This window comes from Lysinibacillus sp. OL1 (assembly GCF_004332175.1).
GTDB lineage: Bacteria > Bacillota > Bacilli > Bacillales_A > Planococcaceae > Lysinibacillus > Lysinibacillus capsici.
The window spans coordinates 86,246-112,591 of record NZ_SJDS01000011.1; the positions used below are offsets into that span (position 1 = coordinate 86,246).

Annotated in this window: 22 protein-coding genes; all 22 read right to left on the bottom strand. The window is 37.8% G+C overall.

Annotation, left to right across the window (positions count from 1 at the left end; genetic code table 11):
- Positions 1-105: 105 nt before the first annotated feature.
- The gene (locus EW028_RS18440; RefSeq protein ID WP_131521882.1) at positions 106-4,437 is read right to left on the bottom strand and encodes a PolC-type DNA polymerase III; all 4,332 of its coding nucleotides are present in this window, start codon (positions 4,435-4,437) and stop codon (positions 106-108) included.
- A gap of 268 nt (positions 4,438-4,705) precedes the next feature.
- Positions 4,706-6,412: a proline--tRNA ligase gene (locus EW028_RS18445; RefSeq protein ID WP_131521883.1), complete on the bottom strand. Its 1,707-nt coding sequence runs from the start codon at positions 6,410-6,412 to the stop codon at positions 4,706-4,708.
- 131 nt (positions 6,413-6,543) lie between these two features.
- On the bottom strand, positions 6,544-7,806 hold the full coding sequence (gene rseP / locus EW028_RS18450; protein WP_054550529.1) for an RIP metalloprotease RseP: 1,263 nt from the start codon (positions 7,804-7,806) through the stop codon (positions 6,544-6,546).
- A 47-nt stretch (positions 7,807-7,853) separates the two neighbouring features.
- The gene (dxr, locus tag EW028_RS18455; RefSeq protein ID WP_131521884.1) at positions 7,854-8,999 is read right to left on the bottom strand and encodes a 1-deoxy-D-xylulose-5-phosphate reductoisomerase; all 1,146 of its coding nucleotides are present in this window, start codon (positions 8,997-8,999) and stop codon (positions 7,854-7,856) included.
- A 62-nt stretch (positions 9,000-9,061) separates the two neighbouring features.
- Positions 9,062-9,862: a phosphatidate cytidylyltransferase gene (locus EW028_RS18460; protein WP_131521885.1), complete on the bottom strand. Its 801-nt coding sequence runs from the start codon at positions 9,860-9,862 to the stop codon at positions 9,062-9,064.
- Positions 9,859-10,653 (bottom strand): undecaprenyl pyrophosphate synthase, encoded by a 795-nt coding sequence (locus EW028_RS18465; protein WP_004269258.1) that lies wholly within the window; start codon positions 10,651-10,653, stop codon positions 9,859-9,861. The genes EW028_RS18460 and EW028_RS18465 overlap by 4 nt, the downstream gene beginning before the upstream one ends.
- Before the next feature lie 309 nt (positions 10,654-10,962).
- Positions 10,963-11,520 carry a ribosome recycling factor gene (frr, locus tag EW028_RS18470; protein ID WP_004269259.1) on the bottom strand — a complete coding sequence of 186 codons (558 nt, stop codon included), beginning with the start codon at positions 11,518-11,520 and terminating at the stop codon, positions 10,963-10,965.
- Entirely contained in the window at positions 11,520-12,245 is a 726-nt protein-coding gene (pyrH, locus tag EW028_RS18475; protein WP_004269260.1) for a UMP kinase, read from the bottom strand. Before pyrH ends, frr begins: the two co-directional genes overlap by 1 nt.
- Before the next feature lie 218 nt (positions 12,246-12,463).
- Positions 12,464-13,351 carry a translation elongation factor Ts gene (tsf, locus tag EW028_RS18480; RefSeq protein WP_131521886.1) on the bottom strand — a complete coding sequence of 296 codons (888 nt, stop codon included), beginning with the start codon at positions 13,349-13,351 and terminating at the stop codon, positions 12,464-12,466.
- Between the two features lie 101 nt (positions 13,352-13,452).
- The gene (rpsB, locus tag EW028_RS18485; protein ID WP_004269262.1) at positions 13,453-14,172 is read right to left on the bottom strand and encodes a 30S ribosomal protein S2; all 720 of its coding nucleotides are present in this window, start codon (positions 14,170-14,172) and stop codon (positions 13,453-13,455) included.
- Between the two features lie 156 nt (positions 14,173-14,328).
- Positions 14,329-14,907, bottom strand: coding sequence for a hypothetical protein (locus EW028_RS18490; RefSeq protein WP_131521887.1), 579 nt, complete (start codon positions 14,905-14,907; stop codon positions 14,329-14,331).
- A 9-nt stretch (positions 14,908-14,916) separates the two neighbouring features.
- Positions 14,917-15,219, bottom strand: a complete 303-nt coding sequence (locus EW028_RS18495) for an RNA polymerase subunit sigma (protein ID WP_131521888.1) — start codon at positions 15,217-15,219, stop codon at positions 14,917-14,919.
- Between the two features lie 23 nt (positions 15,220-15,242).
- Positions 15,243-16,013 carry a FliA/WhiG family RNA polymerase sigma factor gene (locus tag EW028_RS18500; protein ID WP_036080567.1) on the bottom strand — a complete coding sequence of 257 codons (771 nt, stop codon included), beginning with the start codon at positions 16,011-16,013 and terminating at the stop codon, positions 15,243-15,245.
- Positions 16,014-16,999: 986 nt separating this feature from the next.
- A complete protein-coding gene (locus EW028_RS18510; RefSeq protein ID WP_131521889.1) occupies positions 17,000-17,371 on the bottom strand; it encodes a hypothetical protein in 372 nt (123 codons plus the stop codon).
- Positions 17,371-17,874: a chemotaxis protein CheD gene (locus EW028_RS18515; protein ID WP_004269269.1), complete on the bottom strand. Its 504-nt coding sequence runs from the start codon at positions 17,872-17,874 to the stop codon at positions 17,371-17,373. Before EW028_RS18515 ends, EW028_RS18510 begins: the two co-directional genes overlap by 1 nt.
- Position 17,875: 1 nt before the next feature.
- A complete protein-coding gene (locus EW028_RS18520; RefSeq protein WP_131521890.1) occupies positions 17,876-18,508 on the bottom strand; it encodes a chemotaxis protein CheC in 633 nt (210 codons plus the stop codon).
- 9 nt (positions 18,509-18,517) lie between these two features.
- Positions 18,518-18,964 (bottom strand): chemotaxis protein CheW, encoded by a 447-nt coding sequence (locus EW028_RS18525; RefSeq protein ID WP_004269272.1) that lies wholly within the window; start codon positions 18,962-18,964, stop codon positions 18,518-18,520.
- Between the two features lie 27 nt (positions 18,965-18,991).
- Positions 18,992-21,067, bottom strand: coding sequence for a chemotaxis protein CheA (locus EW028_RS18530; protein ID WP_131521891.1), 2,076 nt, complete (start codon positions 21,065-21,067; stop codon positions 18,992-18,994).
- A gap of 15 nt (positions 21,068-21,082) precedes the next feature.
- Positions 21,083-22,237, bottom strand: coding sequence for a protein-glutamate methylesterase/protein-glutamine glutaminase (locus tag EW028_RS18535; RefSeq protein WP_131521892.1), 1,155 nt, complete (start codon positions 22,235-22,237; stop codon positions 21,083-21,085).
- Entirely contained in the window at positions 22,238-23,113 is an 876-nt protein-coding gene (locus EW028_RS18540; RefSeq protein WP_131521893.1) for a MinD/ParA family protein, read from the bottom strand.
- Positions 23,110-24,309 carry a flagellar biosynthesis GTPase FlhF gene (gene flhF / locus EW028_RS18545; RefSeq protein WP_131521894.1) on the bottom strand — a complete coding sequence of 400 codons (1,200 nt, stop codon included), beginning with the start codon at positions 24,307-24,309 and terminating at the stop codon, positions 23,110-23,112. Before flhF ends, EW028_RS18540 begins: the two co-directional genes overlap by 4 nt.
- Positions 24,309-26,339 carry a flagellar biosynthesis protein FlhA gene (flhA, locus tag EW028_RS18550; RefSeq protein WP_131521895.1) on the bottom strand — a complete coding sequence of 677 codons (2,031 nt, stop codon included), beginning with the start codon at positions 26,337-26,339 and terminating at the stop codon, positions 24,309-24,311. The genes flhF and flhA overlap by 1 nt, the downstream gene beginning before the upstream one ends.
- Between the last annotated feature and the right edge of the window lie 7 nt (positions 26,340-26,346).

Consider the following 26,346-nt stretch of genomic DNA (forward strand, 5'->3'; position numbering starts at 1 on the left):
AGCACAGTTCTCGACACAATGCAAATTTCCTTCATTATAGATAACCATATTGTGTCAGGAATTTGAATTGACATTATGACCTTTCCATGCAAAACAATTGCAAAACTAGAATAGCGATAGCTGATTAGCATCAGGCATGCCTTCTAAACAACCAAGCTGGTCCATGTATTCAATAAGTGTTTTGGAAACACGACCACGTTGCTGTAAATCTTCCTTGGATAAAAACTCTCCCTCTTCACGAGCAGCTACAATCGTTTTCGCCACGTTGGTTCCAAGACCCGGAATTGCATCAAACGGAGGAATTAGTGAATTGCCATCAATGACAAACTCACTAGCTTGGGAACGATATAGGTCAACCTTTTGGAAACTCATACCTCGCTCACACATTTCCAGTGCAAGCTCTAGCACTGTTAATAAGTTTTTCTCTTTAGTAGATGCATCTAAGCCTTTCATATTGATTTCATCAATCCTTGCTCGAATCATTTGCGATCCTTGTACCATTGCAATTAAATCAAAATCATCTGCTCGAACTGTGAAATACGCTGCATAATAAAGGATTGGAAAATGTACCTTGAACCAAGCAATTCGTACTGCCATTAGCACGTATGCTGCGGCATGGGCTTTCGGGAACATGTATTTTATCTTTTTACAAGATTCAATATACCAACCTGGTACTTTATTAGCGAGCATCTCCGCTTCAAATTCTTCTGATAAACCTTTCCCTTTACGAACAGATTCCATAATTTTGAAGGCTAGTGACGGCTCTAGACCTTGATAAATTAAATACACCATAATGTCATCACGACAACCAATTACTTCTTTTAGCACACATGTACCGTTTTGAATTAATTCTTGTGCATTCCCTAGCCATACGTCTGTTCCATGGGAAAGTCCAGAAATTTGTACAAGCTCCGAAAATGTCGAAGGCTTTGTATCTTCTAGCATTTGACGTACAAAACGCGTACCGAATTCTGGTATACCTAGTGTCCCTGTCTTACAGCCAATTTGCTTTTCTGTAACACCTAAAGATTCAGGAGAACTAAAAATTTTCATGACGACAGGATCATCGGTCGGAATTGTTTTAGGATCGATTCCTGATAAATCCTGTAACATCCTGATCACCGTTGGATCATCGTGTCCAAGTATATCTAGCTTTAAAATATTGTCATGAATAGAGTGGAAATCAAAATGGGTTGTACGCCATTCTGCATCCTGCGCATCTGCAGGGAATTGCACTGGAGAGAAATCATAAATATCCATATAATCTGGAACAACAATAATTCCTCCAGGGTGTTGCCCAGTTGTACGTTTTACTCCTGTACAGCCTTGAACTAAACGATCAACTTCTGCTCCACGAAAATGTAAATTATGATCATTTGCATAGCCTTTCACATAGCCATATGCTGTTTTCTCCGCAACTGTACCAATTGTTCCCGCACGGAATACATAATCCTCACCAAATAGCACCTTTGTATAGTTGTGCGCTTGAGGCTGATATTCACCCGAAAAATTTAAATCGATATCTGGTACCTTATCACCTTTGAATCCAAGGAAGGTTTCAAATGGTATGTCTTGTCCATCTTTTTTATAAGGTGTTCCACATTCCGTACAGTCTTTATTTGGTAAATCGAAGCCTGAGCTGACAGATCCATCATCGAAAAACTCGGAATGTTTACAACTAGGACAAATATAGTGAGGAGGTAATGGGTTAACCTCTGTGATTTCCATAAAAGTGGCTACTAATGAGGAACCTACCGAACCACGTGACCCTACTAAATAGCCATCAGCTAATGATTTTTTCACTAGCTTGGCAGAAATTAAATAAATTACACCAAAACCGTGTCCCAAAATCGATTTTAACTCTTTCTCAATTCGAGCTTTCACAATTTCCGGTAATTCCTCACCATAAATACGATGGGCCATTTCATAAGTTAAATTGGTTACTTCATCATCAGAGCCCTCAATTTTTGGTGTATATAGGTCATCCTTAATCGGTTTAACGTCTCCAATACTTGCTGCTACTTTTTGAGCATTCGTCACAACCACTTCTTTTGCAAGATCGGGTCCTAAAAAATCAAATTCTTTCAGCATTTCATCAGTTGTTCTAAAATGTACCTCTGGTAGCTTAGAACGATTTAAAATATTTGCTCCACCTTGTGAACCAATAAGTATTTGCCTAAACATCCCATCTGTCGGATCTAAATAATGAACATTTCCAGTTGCAACAACAGGTTTATCTAGCTTCTTCCCGAGTTTAACAAGTTTACGGATAATATCTTCTAATGTCCATTCATCACGTACAACATTGCGTTCGATTAATGGTGCATATACAGCCTTCGGTTGCACCTCAATATAATCATAAAAACGAGCGACTTTCTCTGCTTCCTCTGGAGACTTATTCATCATTGTTTCGAATACTTCACCATTACTGCAACCTGATCCAACTAATAAACCCTCACGATATTGTTCAAGCACAGCACGTGTCACCCGAGGAACACGATAGAATGTTTTTGTATGAGAGTGTGAGACGATTTTAAATAAGTTTTTTAAGCCTGCATTATCAACTGCTAAAATTGTACAATGCATAGGTCTACCTTTTTTATAGGCATCCCCACCACCAATATGCTTATTGAAGTCATCATGGTATTTAATAGCTAGCTCATCAGCATCCTTTAATAGCTGCAACAATAGATATCCTGTCGCTTCTGTATCATAAATTGCTCGGTGATGCTGTGTTAATTCAATATTGAATTTTTTACACAGTGTATTCAAGCGATGGTTTTTCATTGTAGGATAAAGCAATCTTGCTAGCTCTAATGTATCAATGACAGGATGGATTGTCTCTTCAAGACCAAATTTTTTATAGCCTGTATATAGGAAGCCTATATCAAATGATGCGTTATGAGCGACAACGATTGCATCGCCGATAAAGGCATGAAATTCTTTAATGACCTGCTCTACCTCTGGTGCATTTCGCACCATATCATCTGTAATACCTGTTAATTCAATGGTAGTGGCCGAAAGTGGATGATGTGGATTTGCAAAGCTTTCATATTTATCAATCACTTGTCCATCTTTAATTTTAACTGCAGCCAATTCAATAATCGTATCATAGGCAGTTGATAGCCCTGTCGTTTCTACGTCAAAAACAACATACGTTGTGTCTGCTAATAAACGATGCTCTGGAGCATAGGCAATTGGTACACCATCATCAACTAAATTTGCTTCCAGACCATATATAATCTTAATGCCATGTTTTTTTCCCGCTGCATATGCTTCAGGGAAAGATTGCACCACCGCATGATCTGTAATAGCTATCGCTGGATGCCCCCACTTTGCAGCTTGAGCAACAAGCCGATCAACAGGTGTAACAGCGTCCATTTGGCTCATTGGTGTATGCAAATGTAATTCAACACGCTTTTCACCCTCTGGTGCTAAATCCTGTCGTGTTTCTTTTTTGATTTCATTAATATCATTCGCCATGACGATTAAATCACGAATAAACGTATCGGTTTGCACAGAGCCTCGAACTTTCACCCACATGCCCTTTTTCAGATGTTGCATTAATTCAGCATCATCATTGTCACGAGAAAACATTTTAACAATGATGGAATCTGTATAGTCGGTAATTTTGATTTGTAATAAGGAACGGCCACTTTTTAATTCTTTTATTTCCGTATCAAAGACAAATCCTTCAATAATAACACGGCGCTCTTCTTCAACAATCCGCTTAATTTCCATGATTTCATCATCTTTAATATGCATCCCAAGTTGGAATGGACGGTCACCAAGGTTGGCCAGTGCCGGATTGTCTTTCTTCTCTTGCTCACGCTTTTGGAAATCTTGCATCGCTTGCTGTGCCAGAGCCACTTCTTCCAGACGTTTCTGCTCCATAAATGCTTCCTGTGCTGCTATCATTTCTTCTGTTTCTTCTTGTAGCACAAAGTCGATTGCCATACGAGGGAAACCAAATTGACCATAGCTTTCTGCTAGTTTGTCAGCATACTTCGTTTTGAGCATCATAAATTCCATTTCCTGCATACAGGATAAAGTCATCTTTTGGCCGTTCCACGTTGGTATTTGGGTGATGAGACAATTTTTAAGCGTTGGAGCCATCTCATCAATTTGTTCCACAACATTTAGCCAGTAAGCTTGCACCAGTTCCTCCGTTACATTTTTTTCCAATGTTTCGAATGTTGTATTAACTTGCGCGATTGCTGAAAATTTCTCTGTCAAATGCGTACGGAAAAGCTGATATAACGGAAACGGTAATATATCCTTTAACTTAATTGTGAAATGCCAAAGTCTATCCTTTTTATGAACTGTCAGGCGTGATAGTTCACCTTCCTCAAAAAATGACATATATACATCATCTGTTAACTCTAGTTGTTGCAAGAGCATTCGAAGTCTCATTCTTGCCTCTTGTTGCTGTTCCAATCTAATGACACCTACTTTCAGAAAGAGGCAATTTCTTTAGCCTCATGTTCTAATTCGTCTCAAACGCGTGATGAATTCAAGAAAAAAATTCGCTCCCACACTGCGGGCGCTCTTCAAGTTTAACAGATATTTTACCATCTGTTGTTGCTTGCTTGGCTCACTGTCCCGCAGAAGTGTCGCGAATTATTTATATCTATCTTATCAAAATTATACGAAAGCCTCTATTAAAAGCATCAAATTCTAATTATCACCAATTTTTAGCTCGTCATTAATTTTTACGGAAAAATTCATTCAGACGATCAATTACTTCTTCTTTTTTCCATTCAAATGTTTCACCCGTTTGACGGAATTTCACTTCTACAATACCTTCTGTTGCTTTTTTACCAACAGTTACTCGAACAGGTAAGCCAATTAAATCAGCATCAGCGAATTTTACACCCGCTCGTTCAGGACGATCATCAAGTAACACATCATAACGGTATGATTTTAATAAGCCATAAAGCTCCTCCGCTAATGTCACTTGTGCCTCATCTTTTGTGTTTACTGGCACAACATGAATATCATATGGCGCTAATTGTGTTGGCCATGTAAAGCCATTGTCATCTTGGAAGTGCTCCGCTACAGCAGCTAGAATACGAGAAACACCAATACCATAGCACCCCATGATAAATGGTTGAGCCTTACCTTGCTCATCTAAGAAAGTACCATTCATTTTAGCAGAATATGTAGTACCTAATTTGAAAATATGACCAACCTCGATACCTTCTGCAAACTTAATGTTACCTTGTCCATCAGGAGAAGGATCTCCCTCTTGAATAAAACGAATATCTAAATAGTCATTAACTGCAAAATCACGCTCAGGGTTAACATTGACTAAATGGAATCCATCTTCGTTGGCACCTGCAATACCATTTCGGATAGATTTAATAGCATGGTCTGCTACAACTTTTACGTCTACCGGTAATTTCACTGGACCAATTGAGCCAACACCACAACCTAATAATTCTTGAATCGCTGCTTCACTTGCAAGTTCCACAGATCCTGCATCAAGTGCATTTTTCAATTTGATATCATTAATTTCATGATCCCCACGTGCAAGCACTACTACAAGCTCTCCATCTACATCAAAAACTAGAGATTTGATGACATTAGCAGGTTCTACTTTTAAGAATGCTGAAACATCTTCAATTGTTTTTTGCTCTGGAGTTGCTACTTTTTCTACATCTTTTAAAGCTTCATCAGATGGTTGATAGTCAACAATAACTTCAGCCATTTCGATATTTGCTGCATAATCAGAAGTATCTGAGTACGCAATTGTATCTTCCCCAATTTCAGAAAGGACCATAAATTCATGTGTTCCTTTACCGCCAATCGAACCTGCATCTGCAATAACAGCACGGTAGTTTAGGCCGAGACGGGAGAAAATATTAGAATAAGCACGATACATATCTTCATATGTTTCATCTAAACTTTCACGTGACGCATGGAAAGAATAAGCATCTTTCATGATAAATTCTCTTCCTCGTAGTAAGCCAAAGCGAGGACGTTTTTCATCACGGAATTTGGTTTGAATTTGATACAATGTTAGCGGTAATTTTTTATATGATTTAATTTCATCACGGACTAAAGTTGTAATGACTTCTTCATGTGTTGGCCCTAATGCAAAATCACGGTCATGTCGGTCTTTTAAGCGCATTAATTCAGGTCCGTATTTTTCCCAGCGACCTGATTCCTGCCATAGCTCAGCAGATTGTAGAGATGGCATTAGTAGCTCAATGGAGTTGATAGCTTCCATTTCTTCTCGGATAATTGTTTCAATTTTTGTTAGCACACGTTTTGCAAGCGGTAAATACGAGTATACCCCACTTGTATTTTGACGAATAAACCCTGCACGTAGTAATTGCTTATGTGACTTTACCTCAGCATCAGCAGGTACTTCACGTAACGTTGGGATAAATGTTTTACTTTGCTTCATTCAGTGTTCCACCTTTTTCAATAGATAAGTTTATACTCTCAATAGCATAAACAAATTTAGCTTTGAGCGCAATGTTTCATCGAAATTGCGCTCAAAGCTAGGAAATCAAATTTCATTTAACTGTCAATGAATTAAAAGAAAAATCTTTGTATATCGTTCCATGTAACAACCACCATTAGAATCATGAGTAGGACGATTCCTACAAAATGTACAATACCTTCTTTTTGACGGTCAATTGGTTTACCACGTAAAGCTTCAAAGCCAAAGAATAATAAACGGCCTCCGTCAAGTGCTGGTAATGGAAGTAGGTTCATAATTCCTAAGTTAATACTTAGCATTGCTGCCCAATTCATTAGGTTCATAATACCATATTGGGCAACTTGCTCTGTTGCTTTATAAATACCTACAGGACCTGAAAGTGCGTCTATTGTAAACTTACCAGTTATTAGCATACCTAATAGTTCAAATATTTTCACTGTCATATTATAGGTTTCTTGAGCTCCATAAACAACTGCCTTTAATGGGTTAAATTCTCTGGGACTTTCATAGCGTACACCTATTTGACCATATTTCTCGCCATCCTGCTGGATTTCCTTAACAGTCATATTTAAGTTCACTGATTGTCCATTTCGTTCAACTGTCACAGCAATATCTTCGTTTGGATGATCTTGAACGATTGCAGCTAAATCTTGCCATTTTTCAACTGCTTGTCCGTTAATAGCTGTTACTCTATCTCCTGCCAGCATCCCTGCTTGTGCAGCTGGATCATTCTCTACTACCTCTGTGATAATTGGCTCGTATGTTGGTACACCATGGATCAATCCAATCACTAAATAAATCACAAACGCGAGAATAAAGTTAAACAAAGGGCCTGCAAAGATAGTCATTGCTCGTTGACCAACTGTCTTTGCATTAAATTGACGATCGTGTGGCGCAATGACAAGTTCACGACCATTTTCCACAAGCACACAGTCTCTAGCTACTTGATAACGAACTAGACGTTCTTCTTCATCATAACCCTCTACAAATAACTCCTTCTCTAAATCGGCGCGTTCAACTTCTAAAAATAATAAATCTGGTAACTGCTTATTATTTTGATTGAAAATAATTTTTTTAACAACATTATCTTCATTCACAATAAGCCCTATTCGGTAGCCTGGCTGTAATTCCGTGCCATCCATATCCTCGCCGGCCATACGTACGTATCCCCCGATTGGTAATAATCGAATAGTATACATTGTTTCACCATGCGTTTTTCCATAAATTTTGGGACCCATTCCGATCGCAAATTCACGTACTAAGATACCTGCACGTTTGGCGAATAAGAAATGTCCAAGTTCATGGAAGAAGACGAGCATACCAAATATTAATATAAATGCAATGGCTGTTTGCATAATACCCCACCTTTAATAGCGATTAGTTTAACGATACAGTGCTTTCGTTATTTTACCATGTCTAACACTATTTTTCTTGTCTCACTATCCACATGTAATATGGTTTGTAAATCTGGTACTGCAATGTTTTGGTGTGCCTGCATCACACGTTCAATCGTCTCATCAATTTCAAGGAATGTGATTTTCCCTTGTAAAAAGGCTGCAACTGCCGCTTCGTTTGCTGCATTCATTGCTGTCAGAATTGTACCACCCATACGACCAGCCTCATACGCTAAACGCAAAGCAGGGTATCGCTCAAAGTCCATCTCTTGAAAATGTAGTTGACCAATTTGCGCTAAATTTAGTCGCTGACCATTTTGTAATGGTATACGGTCTGGGTAGCTTAAAGCATATTGGATTGGCACACGCATATCGGGTGTACCTAGCTGAGCAATAACACTAGTATCATGATACTCAACTAGAGAGTGAATAATACTTTCTCTATGCAAAAGTACATCTATTTTATCATAAGGCATATCAAATAAAACATGTGCTTCGATGACTTCTAATCCCTTATTCATCATTGTAGCGGAATCTATCGTAATCTTTGCACCCATAGACCAGTTTGGATGATTCAGTGCATCTGCGACCGTCACGTCTTTTAATTGTTCTCGTGTTTTATCACGGAAGCTACCACCAGAAGCGGTAATAATCAAACGTTCGATATTTTTCGGATTCTCACCATTCATCGATTGGAAGATGGCAGAGTGCTCACTATCTACAGGCAAGATGGCTACTTTGTATTTTTTGGCCTCTGCCATCACTAAATGACCAGCAGTTACAAGCGTTTCTTTATTAGCAATAGCAATCGTTTTGCCCATACGAATGGCTGCTAATGTTGATTCAAGGCCTACACTTCCAAGCACAGCATTGACAAGTACAGTCGAATCTGGATGTGTTGCGACCTCTACAAGTCCTTTTGCTCCAAACGTAAATTGGATATTTGGAAACTCTTTAGCTAGTGTCAGTGCGTCTTCTTCTAATTGCACAGAAACTAATTCTGGCTTTAATGTTTCAATCATTTCTCGCGTTTTCTCTAGGTTCTTTCCTGATGAAAAAGCTACTAATTGAAAAGCATCACGTTGTTCTTTTAAGATATCGTAGGTTTGCCAACCAATTGAACCCGTTGCACCTAATAAACTAATTTTTTTCACAACAAATTGTCCCCTTTTTCTATCTAAGCAAATGATTTAGCAAGATGTCTTTTCCTATACAATTAATTACCAAATAAATGTAAAAAATGAAGTAGAGGCACGACAAATAATAGACTATCAAAGCGATCTAAAATTCCTCCGTGCCCTGGTAAAATATTGCCTGAATCTTTTACATCAAAGTGACGTTTAATAGCAGACTCTACCAAATCGCCCATTTGACCAATGATAGAGGCAAAAATCGTTACAAAAACAAGTGATATATAACCATTTGCGAATGGGTAAAGGAGTTGCATACCGACTGCAAAAATAACAGCAATGACTATTCCACCTATAAAGCCTTCGATCGTTTTCTTAGGTGAAATTTCTGGCCATAACTTATTTTTCCCTAATTTTCTCCCTACAAAATATGCACCAGAATCCGTTGTCCAAACAACTAATAAGCAATAGACAACATACTCTAATCCAATATTTCTAGTTTCAATTAGATAATGGAATCCTAATCCCACATAAAAAGCGCCTAATAAAATAAAGCCAACTTCATCAAAAGTTATTTTATTTTTTACTAAAACCACGTAAATAAGAAGTAGCATCATTAGACCATAGACTACCATTAGATTAGACGAATAGCCTATTAATTCTACAACCCTTTCACTCCAGTCCTTCGGGATAACCAGTAAAATTAAAGTGATCAGTCCTAAGAAGCCAGGTACAGAAAAAATGGAAATACCTTTCATCTTAAGTATTTCATAAAAACCGACAATAGCCATTGCTAGCACAAGTATGGCAAATGGTACTTTTCCATAAATAACGAATGGAATGAAAAGTGCTGCTGCAATTATTGCGGTAATAATTCGTTGTTTCAAGTTGTTTCTTCTCCCTTCAACCCACCGTAACGGCGATTACGTTTCTGATAGTTTTCCACCGCTTCGAGTAAGTTTTCCTCACTAAAATCTGGCCACAATGTATCTGTAAACCAAAATTCTGTATAGGCGAGCTGCCATAGCATAAAGTTACTTAATCGCACTTCACCACTTGTACGAATTAAAAGATCTGGCTCAGGTAAATGTGCCGTCATTAAATGAGATGTTAAGCAATCTTCTGTTATGTCTTGCATCGTTAATTGACCGTCCTGCACTTTTTGAAGCATCATTTTCATGGCATTGACCATTTCAGAACGACTACCATAATTCAGTGCAAAATTTAAAATAAGCCCTGTATTATGCTTCGTTTCTTCCATTGCCTCATACAACGCTTTTTGTGTATGGGCAGGTAATAAAGATGGGTCTCCAATCATTTCGACACGTACATTCCGCTCCATCATTTCTGGTAAAAAGGAACCTAAAAACTCAACAGGTAACCGCATAAGAAAATCTACCTCAGGTTTTGGTCTCTTCCAATTTTCAGTGGAAAATGCATAGACAGTTAAGACTTTAATACCCAAGTCTGACGCAAATCTTGTCACCTTACGCACCGTCTTCATTCCTTCATGATGACCAGCTACACGTGGCATAGCTCTTTTCTTCGCCCAACGTCCATTTCCGTCCATAATAATCGCTACATGGGCAGGAATCGGCTCGCTTTTAGCTAGGGCCACACGCTCCTCCAATGATAGTGTATCCATATTTATTTGTTTACCTAATAGCTTTTTAAACATGCTAACTCCCCCACTACAACTAATCGGACGTATACTAACCTATCATAACAAACAAAAGCGCCTTTTGTCTTTTTTTTCCCTCTAAATTGACTATGTATGTACTAGCTTATTTTAGAACTATACACATATTAAAGAATGAGTTTGTTAAATAATGATGATTGTATCATTAATGACCTTTTCACATTCATACATGCTCTCTATTTGAGTAAGCAATTTGGCTATGAATAATAAAGAGAAAAGACGTCCTGTTAAGTATAGGACGCCTTCATCTCATCAAAAAGTTCCATCATAGACGTGTAAAAGGTTTCTTTACACCTCTAAAATTTCTTTTTCTTTATCTTTCGCTACTTGATCTACTTTCACAATGAATTCATCTGTTAACTTTTGAATATCTTCCCCATAGCCACGTAGATCGTCTTCTGTGATTTCGCCAGCTTTTTCAAGTTTTTTCAAATCATCATTTGCATCACGACGAACATTACGTACAGCAATTTTTGCATCTTCCGCTTCTTTTTTCACTTGTTTTACTAGATCCTTACGACGCTCTTCTGTTAAAGCAGGAATCATAAGACGAATGACAGAACCATCATTTGTTGGTGTAATACCAATATCTGATTTCATAATTGCTTTTTCAATATCACCTAAAATTGATTTATCGTAAGGCGTAATTACTAATAAACGAGCTTCAGGTATAGAAACACCCGCAAGTTGGTTAATTGGTGTTGCTGCTCCATAGTAATCAACCGAAATACGATCTAATAGAGATGCGTTCGCACGACCTGCACGAATAGATGCTAGTTCGCGTGAGAAAGCTGCGATTGTTTTGTTCATTTTTTCTTTAGCTTGTTCTAATACTTGTTTAGCCATTATACATTCCTCCTAACAACTGTTCCGATTTTTTCGCCTTGTACAGCTCGTTTTATGTTACCCGGCTCCGTAATTGAGAAAACAATTAGCGGGATATCGTTATCCATACATAAAGTTGAAGCCGTTGAATCCATTACTTGTAAGCCTTGTTGGATAACGTCTAAGTATGTGAGTGTATCATATTTAATGGCTGTCTCATCCACTTTAGGATCCGCTGAATAAACGCCATCGACATTGTTTTTAGCCATTAAAATTGCATCAGCATCAATTTCTGCTGCTCGTAATGCGGCAGTCGTATCAGTAGAGAAGAACGGATTACCTGTCCCTGCTGCAAAGATAACAACACGCTTTTTCTCAAGATGTCTAACTGCTTTACGACGAATGTATGGCTCCGCTACTTGAGTCATCACAATAGAAGATTGAACACGTGTTTCAATGCCTAATTTTTCAAGTGCATCTTGTAAAGCTAGGGAGTTCATTACGGTTGCCAGCATGCCCATATAGTCCGCAGCAGCACGATCCATTCCCATTTCACTACCTATTTTTCCACGCCATATATTACCGCCACCTACAACAACAGCAACTTCTACATCAAGATCTACTACTTCTTTTACTTCTTCTGCAACAGACTTGATTATTTTTGGTGATAAACCGAAGCCCGCTTCTCCAGCTAACGCTTCACCACTTAGTTTAATAACTACTCGTTTATATTGCGGTACACTCATTGTAAACCTCCGTAAGACTTTATTTAAAACATCCCTATTCCCTTTTCCATTATAGTATATCTAACAATAATTGCTAGTTGTGAATAAGGCAGAATAGAAAATTATCTTCAATTTTTTTCATTCATTTCGGAAAAATAGGGAACACGCTATGTTGTGTTCCCCATTTTTTTGTCTAGATAATCTAGATATTATTTGATTAGAATCAAATGCAAGCTAAATTAGTTACCTTTAACTTGGCTCATTACTTCTTCTGCAAAGTTATCTTCACGTTTTTCGATACCTTCACCAACAGCGTAACGTACAAAGCCGTTTACAGAACCACCAGTTGAAGCTACAAAATCACGTACTTTTTGATCTGAGTTTTTAACGAAAGTTTGGTCAAGTAAGCAAACATCTTCGAAATATTTACCAAGACGGCCTTCAACCATTTTTGCAACGATGTTTTCTGGTTTACCTTCGTTAAGAGCTTGTTCAGTTAATACTTTACGCTCACGTTCAACTTCTTCAGCAGAAACTTCATCGCGAGAAACATAAGTTGGGTTAATTGCTGCAATGTGCATAGCAACATCTTTAGCAGCTGCTGCATCAGTAGAGCCTTCTAAAGTTACTAATACACCGATACGGCCGCCCATGTGTAAGTATGAACCGAATGCATCTGCATCAGATTTTGTTTTAATTTCGAAACGACGAAGTGTAATTTTTTCTCCAATTGTTGCAATAGCAGAAGAAATTTGATCTACAATTTTTACGCCTTCAGCATTTGCAAGCTCTAAAGCAGCTTCAACTGATGCAGGTTTAGCAGCAAGTAATTGCTCAGCTAAAGATGCAACTAATACTTGGAATTTGTCGTTTTTCGCAACAAAGTCAGTTTCAGCATTTACTTCAAGGATGATTGCTTCGTTACCTTGTTCTAAAATATAAGTTGTACCTTCTGCAGCGATACGGTCAGCTTTTTTAGCAGCTGAAGAAAGACCTTTTTCACGTAGGAAGTCGATAGCTGCTTCTAAGTCGCCATCAGTTTGTACTAACGCTTTTTTACAATCCATCATACCAGCGCCAGTTTTTTCGCGTAATTCTTTTACTAATTGTGCAGTAATGTTTGCCATTTAGTGTTTCCTCCTCAAATTGGTTGAACATAATTTAATGATAGGTTCTAAAAAAGGTGATAAGGGTTTTGAGCCACTTATCACCTTTTTGTAAACGTGAATTACTCAGCAGCAGCTTCTACAGCTGGAGCTTCTTCTTCACCTTGTTTTGACTCGATTAAAGCGTCAGCCATTTTAGCAGTTAAAAGTTTAACAGCGCGAATAGCATCATCATTAGCAGGGATTACGTAGTCGATTTCATCTGGATCACAGTTAGTATCAACAATACCTACTAGAGGGATGTTTAATTTACGAGCTTCTGCAACCGCAATACGTTCTTTACGTGGGTCAACCACGAACATTACGTCTGGAAGATCGTGCATATCACGGATACCGCCTAAGAATTTGATTAGACGTTCGTGTTCTTTTTTAAGTTGGATTACTTCTTTTTTAGGAAGAACTTCGAAAGTTCCTTCTTCTTCCATTTTTTCGATTTGTTTCATACGTGCAACACGTTTTTGAATTGTACCGAAGTTTGTAAGAGTACCACCTAACCAACGTTGGTTGATGTAGTAGTTGCCTGAACGTTCAGCTTCATCTTTGATCGCTTCTTGTGCTTGTTTTTTCGTACCAACGAAAAGAACTTTACCACCGTCTTGACCAACTTGACGCATGAAGTCATAAGCTTCCTCTAATTTTTTAACAGTTTTTTGTAAGTCGATGATGTAGATCCCGTTACGTTCAACGAAGATATATTTCTTCATTTTTGGGTTCCAACGACGAGTTTGGTGACCGAAATGTACACCAGCTTCAAGTAATTGTTTCATAGAAATTACTGACATGTGAATTTCCTCCTAATATGTTTGGTTTTTATCCTCCGCATTTATCATCTACAACAAGCTACCCTAAGCTTAGAGCACCACTTACTGCATCAAAATGCGTGTGTAGTAATAACACCATTTGCAACTATATCATAGCTTTGAACAATTCGCAACAATTTAGTGATGGAATTTCAGTAAAAGCTCGATTTCTGTTTTACCCTTTTGCAGTTGTTTCGCTATTTCCTCTGGTGATTTTCCCTGCTTTGCTAATTCTAGAGCTTGTTGTTCCACTGTCAGTAATTTTTCAGCTTCTTTTTGCTCCTCCACTTTTAAAGGTGGAGCTGTTTTCACCATTTTCGAGCCAGTATGTTGCTGACGTGAATAAGCATTTGCGACAATATTTTTAGGTACATAGATACGAGCATCCTTTTCTAAGGATAGAGAACTATCACTTTTCACCTCGTGTACTACTGGCAAAGATGGCTGCTCCTGAGGAGTCACATATTGTTCCGTTTGCTGCAAGCTACTAGCAGCTATTTCTGACTGCGAGACATTTTGTAGCTCTTTAATAAGACGGTCATTTTCATCTTTCATTTCAGCTAAATATACACTAATGGTGTCGTCCATTTCCCTCATTAATCGTTCTTGCTTCTTTTCCAAATCTTTAAACTTTGCTAACTTTGTATTTAAAATGATAAGAAAATAAAATGAAATTAGCTGTAAAAAGAATAGCACCGCTATTAGAATGGTTGTCATTGTAAACTCCTATCCACTAAAATCCACGAAATTCCCTTTAAACGGATGTTGTGCCTGTTTTTCTTGTTGATGCTTTTTTTTCTTTTTATGAATCCCTGTTAAATACTCACCACCCGCATCTTCATCCTCACTAATTTCATCCATACCTTCTGATGTGTTGACAATTTTTTGTTTGCGCTCTACTTCTTTTTTTAATGCTTCATTTGCATGTGCTTGCTGAGCCAATACTTGTTGCTGTGCCTGATCCGCCATTTTTCCTGCTTCAAATGTTTTTGGAATAGCAATCTGTAACTCGACACCTTTTAAACTCATTGGAATCTCTCCCTCAAGGATATTTACGCATTAATCATTTCACTAGATAATAGCTTTCGTAGCTTTAATAGCGCTTTTGAATGAATTTGTGAAATACGAGAGGTTGATAGTTCAAGCATTTCACCAATTTCTGTCAAAGTTAACTCCTCCGTGTAAAATAAACTAAGGACAAGTTGTTCTTTTTCATTGAGTTTCTGAATATTTTCCGCAAGATCATCTAACAACTCTGATTTAATGATAGCTTGCTCAGGTGTTTTTGTTGTATCGTCTCGTATGACAAATGACTTGCCATCTGTTTCTTCTTGGTCTTGTTGTTCATTAATAGAAAGAACATTTGAAAAAAAATGCTCTTGCACAGTTTGATAGACATCTTCAACAGATACTTCCATATGCTCCGCAAGCTCCTCAGGTGTTACATGACGCATATATTTTTGTTCTAGTTGTTCAATTTGTGCATCTAATTTTTTAGCTTTTTCACGCGCTGACCGTGGTAACCAGTCTTCTTTTCGTAAACCATCAATGATGGCTCCTCTTACTCTAAACGAAGCATATGTATCAAATTTTAAATCTCTGTTAATGTCAAATTTATTTAATGCATCAAAAAGTCCTACCATCCCTAAGCTCGTTAAATCGTCTCGTGAGACGCTTTTTGGCAGACCTGCACCAATACGTTGGACATGATAAGATACTAAAGAAATGTATTTTTTTATAAGTAAATCACCCGCATCGGGGTCACGCTCATGTATCCAGCGATTCCATAGTTTTTGCTCATCGTTCAGAATTGGTTGTGTCATGAAATCCACCTCTCTAAAAAACGCTTTTTCACGCCTGTTTACTAACGACTACTTGCGCTCTTAAAATTTATCATTCAACAGGATTTCTCAGTTATTTTTTATAAAAATCCACATTTAAGCTAATCTAGACGTGAGCCCTGAATAGTTAAGCCCGATAAGCAGTTGCAATCTTTCCTATATTATAACAAGAATCGACTATAATTTCATTTGTTTCTCTTAGTCTCTAATATATTCCTTTGTTTTTGAAAGACATAGAAAAACTGTATCCTGATTGTGTAACGACACTTGGATACAGTTGGATATGATTAAGCTATTTGTAGGTAGCTACTGAATTCTTTTGATATAGTTTTAGCACTAGTGTAACGCAAAGAACAAATTGAACAAAAGAGCAATACTACCCAATATATAGAAACCACTCTTTATCAATAAATTATGCTTTACAACGAACTAAAGACAAGGTTTCCATTGAATATAGTTGCCTTACGTAGAGATCTTCGAGCAATTGCTACAGCAGAGCAAGAAGCCTCCACACACCATATTTGCACTATCTCTCACTTTTGGCTATGTTTGCTCACCTGCTTGATTGAGTGGAGTTTTTCCTCCTGTAATAAATTGAAGGATTTGGGCTAATGAGCGTTCATCCCCCCAACCTGAGCTTTTTGCCAAACGACCAGCTCGTTCTAATAAATTCCCGTTACCAAATGGGGACCAAACATCAAAGATATTGTCACACCCAATTACAACAGTTACTCCTTTTCTGTGTTATAAACCAGCAGGGGGAAACTTTCTACGTAGGGGGGACACTCGTCACGATCGTAATACCTGCATCACGTAAGATGCTCGCCATTTCTTCTGCCTCAGCGTGTGAAACATCTCCTAGCCTAAAGTTATGGCTATATAAAAATAATTAATTTCACTTAAGTTTTTTCATATGCTACATACTCCAAAGCAAAATAAAAAAGAGTCGTTATTCACGACTCTTACTGTTACGCATTTACTTGTTGATCTTCTTCTCGACTCATCATCGTTCTTACTACTTGTGCAATTTCCTCTGAATTTTCATCTTGAAATTCAACCGTAGAATTAGCTATTGGCACTTCTTGTTTTACGCCTTCTATTGATTCAAGTTCCTTTTCTTCTATATCGCCTTCAACCGCTTCCTCATCTTCCTCTGGTGTAAACAAGATGTAAGCAATTAGAAAACGTACAATAAACATTACAAAAAATGCGATGATTGCTACAATAAAAGAGCCTATCAGGATTCGCAGAGGCGTAAATGGTTTTTGAAATGTACTAAAAAAATAAATAGAAAAGGCAATTAATGCTCCCCATAGGTTGTAAAATATAGAACCAAACATTAGATTTCACTCACTCCCTGGTTAACTGTTCGGATATGTAATATCGACGTTGCAGGATTAAATTCAATCGTTCTACCACTATTTCCACCAGTATCCTCGGCTACTAAAGGGATGCCCTGCCTCTTTAATTCATTTTTGACAGCTTCTACATTGCGGGGACCAATACGCATTGTATCTTTGTCTGAAGTAAATTGGAACATCTGCGCACCCCCTGCAATTTTTGCCTTGAGTTTAAATTTTTGAACGCCTTCTAACTTTAGTAAATCAATCATTGCAGCAATCCCTGAATCTGCAAATTTCGCGACATTGATTGACTCAGCTCTTCCTAAACTTGAATCTGGTAACATCACATGGATTAAACCAGCAATTTTTTTTGACTCATCATACAAAATAACACCAACACATGAACCAAGACCAGAAGTTCGAATCGTGTTAGGCAGCTTTACTACATCCATTTGTGCAATTCCCACTTTAATCACTTGTCCACTACTATTGGTTAACATATCACGAAACCCCTAATGCTTTAAAAATTGCATCAAACGAGTCAGGGTCTGGTAGTAGGAAGAAATGGCCCCTCACCGTTTCATGGTCTTCCACACCTTCTTCAAAAATGGATGTATTTATAACAATAACATTATCACTGACATGAGATAATTCTATTAATCCAATGCTTATTATAGCTCCAAACATATCAACACTTAGACCTGGCACAGTTGGATAAATTTTCAAATTAGTAAAATCCGATAAGGCAGATAAATAGGAGCCCGATAAAATATTACCCATCTCTTGCATGGCTGATAAACCTAACTCTGAAACAGGTCGTTTTTTAAAGTCAAAAGAATCATCAAAAATAAGTCGGCGTATAAAGCGGTTTGCTTGTTCGATCGGTAAAATAAAGAACATACTTCCCTCTGCATCACCTTCAATACGAAGGAAAATGCCAACAACTACGTTTTCTGATCCGCCAGCCAACTCCATCATATCGTTAAAGGACACCATCTCTACCTTTGGCACACGCATATCAATTTTTTTCCCAAGTAAATTGGAAAGTGCTGTCGCGGCATGCGCAGCACCGATGTTTCCAATCTCCTTTAATACATCTAAATGTAGTGATGTAATTTTTTGATTAAATGTCATTATCGATCCCTACTTTAGTGGATTTAATACTTTTTCTAAATGTAATAAGATTAATAATCGCTTCTCTACTTTAGCAACGCCTGAAATAAATTCTTCTTCAAGTGAGCCAACGACTTCTGGTTGGGGTTCAATAGCACTTGCAGGAATATCAATAACGTCGTTAGCAGAATCCACTACAAAGCCTACTTCCATATCTTCTAATGAAATAATAATAATGCGTGTTGTTTCCTCATGTTCAGAAATAGGTAATTCAAAACGTTCACGTAAATCCACAATTGGTGTGACAACACCTCGTAGATTAATTACACCTTTTACATATTTCGCTGTTTTCGGTACACGTGTAATATGCATTAATTTCTCAATTCCTTGAACATGGGACACAGGAATTGCATATTCTTTATCTGCTAACTGAAAAACTATTACTTTAATACTTTCTTGCTCCACTGCATTTGTCATACTTTACACCTCTCTTATTCATTCACCTTATTTAATTAGTGCGTTGCAATCTACAATTAAGGCTACTTTACCATTGCCTAAGATTGTTGCTCCTGAAATGGCAAAGATATTTGTTAAGTAATTTCCTAAAGACTTCAAGACAATCTCTTGTTGGCCAATGAATGAATCCACCACTAAACCAGCAAGTTTTTCACCCTTACGGACAATCACCACTGAGTGGAATTCTTCATCTTGATGCTCTTGACGAGGTACCTCAAAGATTTCCTCTAAGAATACCAACGGCACAACTTTGCCACGGAAGTCGATTACTTTTTGATTATGCGCATTCATAATCTCTGATGAACGGATAATAGATGTTTCGATAATAGAAGATAGTGGAATAGCATAAATTTCCTTTTCAATCTCCACAAGCATAACTGAAATAATTGATAATGTCAGTGGTAATTGAATCGAGAAGATGGATCCAACATCCTGTGTTGATTCAATTGAAATATTGCCACCTAGTGATTCAATCGTTGTTTTTACAACATCTAAACCTACTCCACGACCAGATACATCTGAAATAACATCTGCAGTTGAGAAGCCTGAAGCTAGAATAAGCTCATTAATTTGTTTATCAGACATTGAATAGGATTGTTCTTGTGTAACAATACCTTTTGAAATAGCTTTCGCTAACACTTTTTCTCTATTTATGCCCGCGCCATCGTCTTCAATTTCAATAAAGACGTAGTTTCCGCTATGATAGGCACGCAATACGACCGTTCCTTCTTCAGGCTTGCCTTTTGCACGACGAGCAGTTGGATTCTCAATGCCATGATCCACAGAATTACGAATCAAGTGAACAAGCGGATCTCCAATTTCATCAATTACTGTGCGATCTAGTTCGGTTTCAGCACCAATAATTTCAAGGTTGATTTTCTTATTTAAATCACGTGATAGCTGACGAATCATTTTCGGGAAACGATTGAACACTGTTTCTACAGGTACCATTCGCATTGTTAAAATAATAGTTTGCAAATCACCCATCACACGACTCATACGCTCTACTGTTTCATTTAGTTCGCCATGATTTACTTCAGTAGAGATAGATTGCAGTCTTCCACGATCAATGACAAGCTCTTCAAACAAGTTCATTAAAATATCTAGACGTTCAATATTTACACGAATTGTTTTATTACCTACTGGTGCATGATTTTTGTCAGCCTTGGAAGGTGTAGCCTCTTTAGCAGGTTTTGCAATAGGCTCGGCTTTAGCAGCAGGCGTACTTGTTGGTATAGCAGCTACCTCAGCCACTGCTGTTGCAGTTGCTGCTACTTCTTGTTGCGCTTCAAATACTTTTTCACTAAATTTCCGTTGGTCAATTGTAGTCACTATAACCTCATCAACTTCAGAAACTTTCATTAGCTTTTTCTGCATATCCTCAGCTGTTGTTTTTGTGACAAAAGCTACATAAAATTGTTGATCAAACTGTTCATCTTCTAACTTTTCAACAGATGGACTTGATTTAATGACATCCCCATCTTTTTCCAAAATCTCAAACACCATAAATACACGTGCTGCCTTAAGAAGGCAATCGTCACGTAATGTTACTAAAATTTCAAAAGCATTAAAGCCTTGTTCAGCCGATTGTGTAATGACTGTTTGTTCAAACGAATCATATTCTAATACACTTTCAACAACCGGTGCAGCAACCGTTGCTACCACCTCTGGTATTGCTGCTTCCTCGCCTAGTTCTATACGCTTTAGTTGTGCGACAGTTGAGGAAACATCACGCTTACCATCTCCACCATTCGCAATATCCATCACCATTTCTTCTAAATGATCAACAGATTCAAATACAACATCTAAAATTTCAGGTGTTACATGAATCTTCTCATTACGGATGGCATCTAAAACATTCTCCATTTTATGGGTTAAATCTGCTAAATCTTCGAAGCCCATTGTGGCAGACATACCTTTTAATGTGTGTGCAGAGCGGAATATTTCCCCAACAATTGCCAAATCATCTGGATTTTTTTCTAATTCTAATAAATGTTCACTACACGCTTGTAAATGTTCTTTACTTTCTTCAATAAACATCTCTAAATATTGATTGACTTCCATAAGAGGACACCCCTTTTAAGGCAAATATTTCATTATTGTTTGTGCAATATCATCTACATCTGCAACTTCATCAACAAGTTGCGTTTCTACTGCTGCTTTTGGCATACCATATACAATGCAAGTTTCTGCTGATTCTGCAATAGCAATGACATTGCCAGTATGTTTTAATGCTTTTAGACCATTAGAGCCATCATGGCCCATACCTGTCATAATCACTGCTACTTTATCAAAATCTTTATATTGACTAACATCTTCGAACATGACATCTACAGAAGGTCGGTGGCCAGATCTTGGTGCTTCTTGATTATCAAGAACAATGCCAAAAGTTGTCCCTACTTTTCTAAGTTTTAAATGATATCCACCTGGTGCAATATAAGCCACTCCATTTTGCAAAATATCGCCCTGTTCAGCTTCTTTAACAGAAATTTCACTTAGCTGATCAAGTCGATTAGCAAGCGATTTAGTAAATCCAGCAGGCATATGCTGAACAATTAATATTGGAGCTTGAATAGACTTAGGAATTTTAGTAACAACCTCCTGAAGCGCGCGAGGTCCTCCTGTTGATGTGCCAATTAACACAATCTTCTTTCCTATTTTACTCCATTCTACCATTGGTTTAGTTACGGCTACCTTAGTAGAAACAACATTAGTAGACGTATTTGTTCGTCCATGCTGTTGTGGTTCCTTTATTACGGTACTCACCCTTGTCACTTGTTCGTGTTGTCGTTTACTTCCAGAAGGTTTTTTCAATTTGGAAACTGGCACCGTTGCAGCTTGTTCCACTTTGTGCACAAGTTCATTTTGAATTTTATGTAAATCAAGGGAGATGGTCCCGCTAGGCTTGGCAACAAAATCGACTGCCCCGCTCTCAATTGCTGCAATTGCATTGTCTGTCCCACGTTGAGTGGTACTTGAGAGCATTACTACAGGAACTGGACATTGTATCATAATTTCTTTTAAAGCATCGAGCCCGTTCATTTCAGGCATCTCAATATCCATTGTTACAACGTTTGGCTTCAACGATTGTATCTTTTTGATCGCATCTTTTCCATTTCGAGCTGTTCCAACTACTTCCACCTTCGAGTTGCCAACAAAAAAGTCACTAATTAGCTTTCTCATAAAAGCAGAATCATCCACAACTAAAAGCTTGCTTTTATGCAAAAAGTCCAATTAATCACGCCCTTTCGAGAAAATACTTCTAAGTTTCGTTAAAAATTTTTTCGTTGTTTGATCATGTGCATGTATTTCCTCCGCACGTTGCTCCATAAAACGAACGACTATAAGTTGCATTGTCTTTGATATTAATGCGTCTGGATAAGCAAGTGAGAATGGCACTTGCTCGCGCACTGCCTTACGCACAACAGGGTCTTCAGGTAATGAACCAAGAATGATCGTTTCTTTGTCTAAAAAACGTTTCATTGTTAACTGCAAACGTTCATTCGTTTCTATTCCTTCTTCTTTACTGAAAGCGCGGTTACAGAGAATATAAAACTGCTTATCTGGATCTCGAACATGAATATATTTCATCATGGAATACGCATCTGTAATAGAAGTAGGTTCCGCTGTTGAAATGACGATAATTTCATCAATGGATGTGAGTAAATCTAACGACCAATTAGTAGCACCAGCGCCCATATCAAATAAAATATAATCATAGTTTTTTTGAAGTTCTTCAAATGCTTGAATAAGTCGTTCAAACATACTATGAGACCAATCAAGCACGCTCGTCATACCTGACCCACCTGAAATATACCTTAAATCATAAGGCCCTTCAAATATTACCTCATCTAGTAGCTTATTTCCTTCTAAGTAATCTTTTAAACTATAAGAAGCATTTTTCCCAATTAAGATATGGATATTCCCCATCCCAATATCCATATCTACAATGACAACTCTTTTTCCCTTTTGGGCCAAAGTCATGGCAAAGTTCATTGTGAAGTTACTTTTACCTACTCCACCTTTGCCACTTACAACTGCAATCGCTCTACCTAGTTCGCCTTGCTGTTTCATCATTTTTAAGCGTAATGCTTCAGCTTGGTCTCTCATTTTTCTTCACCTTGAAAAAACAAATTAAGTACTGCTTCTAAATCAGCTTCTTCAATATCTTCTGGTACTTCTTGACCATTCGTATAGTAAGCAAGTCCTTTATTATATTTAATCATTAAATTGATCATTGTGCCAATAGAATTTGTTTCATCAATTTTTGTAAAAATGAATTTTTCAATTGGTAATTGCTTAAATTGATCTACAATATTCTCCATATCCCTTTCTTTCGTTGTCATTGCAAGCACTAAATAAGATTCTGCATGATCATCGAATTTTATGAGACGTTGGAGATCATCAACATACTTGACTTCTTTATAATTTCGACCAGCTGTATCAATAAAAACCAAATCTAAATGTGATAATCTCTGGATTGCTTGTTCAAAATCTGTTGCATTGTAAGCAATTTCAACAGGAGCTTGTAAGAGACCAGCATATGTTTTGAGCTGCTCTATTGCCGCAATCCGATAAGTATCTGTCGTAATAAAGCCAATCTTTTTCTTTTTTTCTAACACAGCTCTAGCTGCCATTTTGGCAATGGTTGTAGTCTTTCCAACCCCTGTTGGTCCTAAAATGTTTATATATTTTCTTTCGTAGGATAATCCTCCGATGGGAAGTACTTCTAGCTTCTTACGTAGTAAATTTTTTGCTATCAATTTACATTGCGAGAAATTTATTTCGGATGCTTCTTTAAAATGCATAAAAAGCTCATCACCTATCGTTGTGATGAGCTCTTCACTTAGCTCTTGCTGTCTTAAGTATTCAATGAAGGGTAAGAGTTCATCGGGATATTGAGCTTGGGTAGTCTTTTTATGCATCGATTGCATTAATGATTTTAAATCAGCAATTTCTTTTCTCAATTCTTCTGACATGCTAGCGTCCTCATGTACTGCTGCTACACCAAGGGGTGGCTCCTGATGTATTTTTGCTTGAATAGCATTTGTAATCTCTTGTAACCTTGCATTTTCTTTTTTTACTACTGGCAGTCCAGCTGGTGGTGTTGGTACTGAAGCCACTTGTTGTGGCTCCATTGCATCAATACCCGCAACCACTTCAAAACTTTTCTTTTTTATCATGCCAAAAAATTTCTTTGTGATGACGACTTTTGAATTTAATATGACTGCGTCCTCACCTAATTCTGCTCGCACTTGCTTCATCGCCTCTGGTATGGATGATGCATAATACTTTTTCATTTTCATTAAACATTCACCACCCCAACACTTTGAATTTCAACCGAAGCATCCAATTCATTATAGGATAGAACCGGAATTTGTGGGAAATAACGCTCCGTTAGTTGACGTAAATACATTCGAACTGCTGGAGAGCATAATATAATAGCTGATTGCTCCATAAACGAAACACGCTCTACTTCCGCTGCAATAGTTTCTAATACTGTTTGAGAATCTTGTGGATCCATCGCTAAATAATTTCCGTGATCCGTTTGTTGGATACTATCAGCGATCATTTTTTCTACTTTACCAGAAACCGTAATCACCTTTAATACTGAACTATCCCCAACATACTGTGCTGTAATTTGACGAGCCAATGCTTGACGTACATATTCAGCTAAGATATCTGTATCACTCGTTAATTTTGCATAGTCTGCAAGCGTCTCAAAAATAATTGGCAAGTTACGCACTGATACATTCTCTCGAAGAAGCTTACCCAGTACCTTTTGAATTTCTCCAGTAGATAAAGGTGCAGGTGTCAATTCTTCTACTAAAATTGGATGGGATTCGCGTAAATGATCGATTAACTGCTTTGTCTCTTGACGGCCTAATAACTCATGAGCATTTGCTCTAATTATTTCTGTTAAATGTGTTGACACCACACTCGGTGGGTCCACAACTGTGTAACCGTACATTTCCGCGTCCTCTTTTACTTGCTCTGTAATCCACTTAGCTGGTAATCCAAATGATGGCTCGACAGTATCAATACCTTCAATAGAATCATCGTCGCCAGGACTCATCGCTAAATAATGATCTAGTAAAAGTTCTCCTCGTGCCATTTCATTCCCCTTTATTTTAATTCGATATTCATTTGGTTGAAGCTGAATATTGTCTCGAATACGGACTACTGGAATCACGATACCTAACTCCAAGGCAAGCTGTCGACGAATCATGATAACACGGTCTAATAAATCCCCACCTTGAGCGGCATCTACTAAGGGAATTAATCCATAACCAAATTCGAATTCAATTGGGTCCACATTTAATAAATTCACAACATTCTCAGGACTCTTCATGCCGTCAGTAGCCACTTCTTCTTCAATCTCCTGTAATTCTTCTTCATCCTCTGGCTTCTTACGTTCCATCATATAAGCTCCCGCAATTAACGAAAGGCCTATTGGCAGCGTTACCCAGTTTGGTATTGGCGTAAATAGCCCTAGTAATACAATGGTACCTCCTGCTACATAAAGCAGCTTAGCTTGAGCAAATAATTGGCCTGTAATGTCTTGACCAAGACTCCCTTTAGAAGAGGCTCGTGTTACGACAATCCCTGTAGCAGTCGAAATAAGCAAGGCAGGAATTTGGGATACAATACCGTCCCCAACTGTTAGTTTCGAAAAATGAGTTGCCGCTTCTGCAAATGGAAGCCCCATTTGTACAACGCCAATGATGATACCAAATAATAGATTGATAATAACCATTACCATTGAAGCGATGGCATCCCCTTTTACAAATTTCGTGGCACCATCCATTGCACCGTAAAAGTCAGCTTCTCCTGCAACTTTTTCACGTCGCTCGCGCGCTTCTTTTTCGGAAATAATCCCCGCATTTAAGTCAGCATCAATACTCATTTGTTTACCTGGCATCGCATCAAGTGTGAAACGTGCCGCTACTTCTGCTACTCGTTCTGCACCTTTTGTAATTACAATAAACTGAATTAACACTAAAATTAAGAAGACGACTAAACCAACAAGTATATTTCCTCCAACTACGAAATCACCAAAAGTTTCAACGACCGAACCTGCATCTCCATTTGCTAAGATGGCACGAGTTGTGGAAACACTTAGTCCTAATCGGAACAAAGTCAGTAGTAAAATCACCGAAGGAAAAATGGAAAAATCCAATGCTTCTTTCATACTCATTGCTGTGAGCAGTACAATTAATCCTAATGTAATATTAATGACAATTAAAAAACTTAACATCCACGGAGGAAGAGGGATGATGAGCATCGCAACGATTAAAATAACCGCACCTAAAACCCCAATATCGCGAACTTTCATTTGTGTC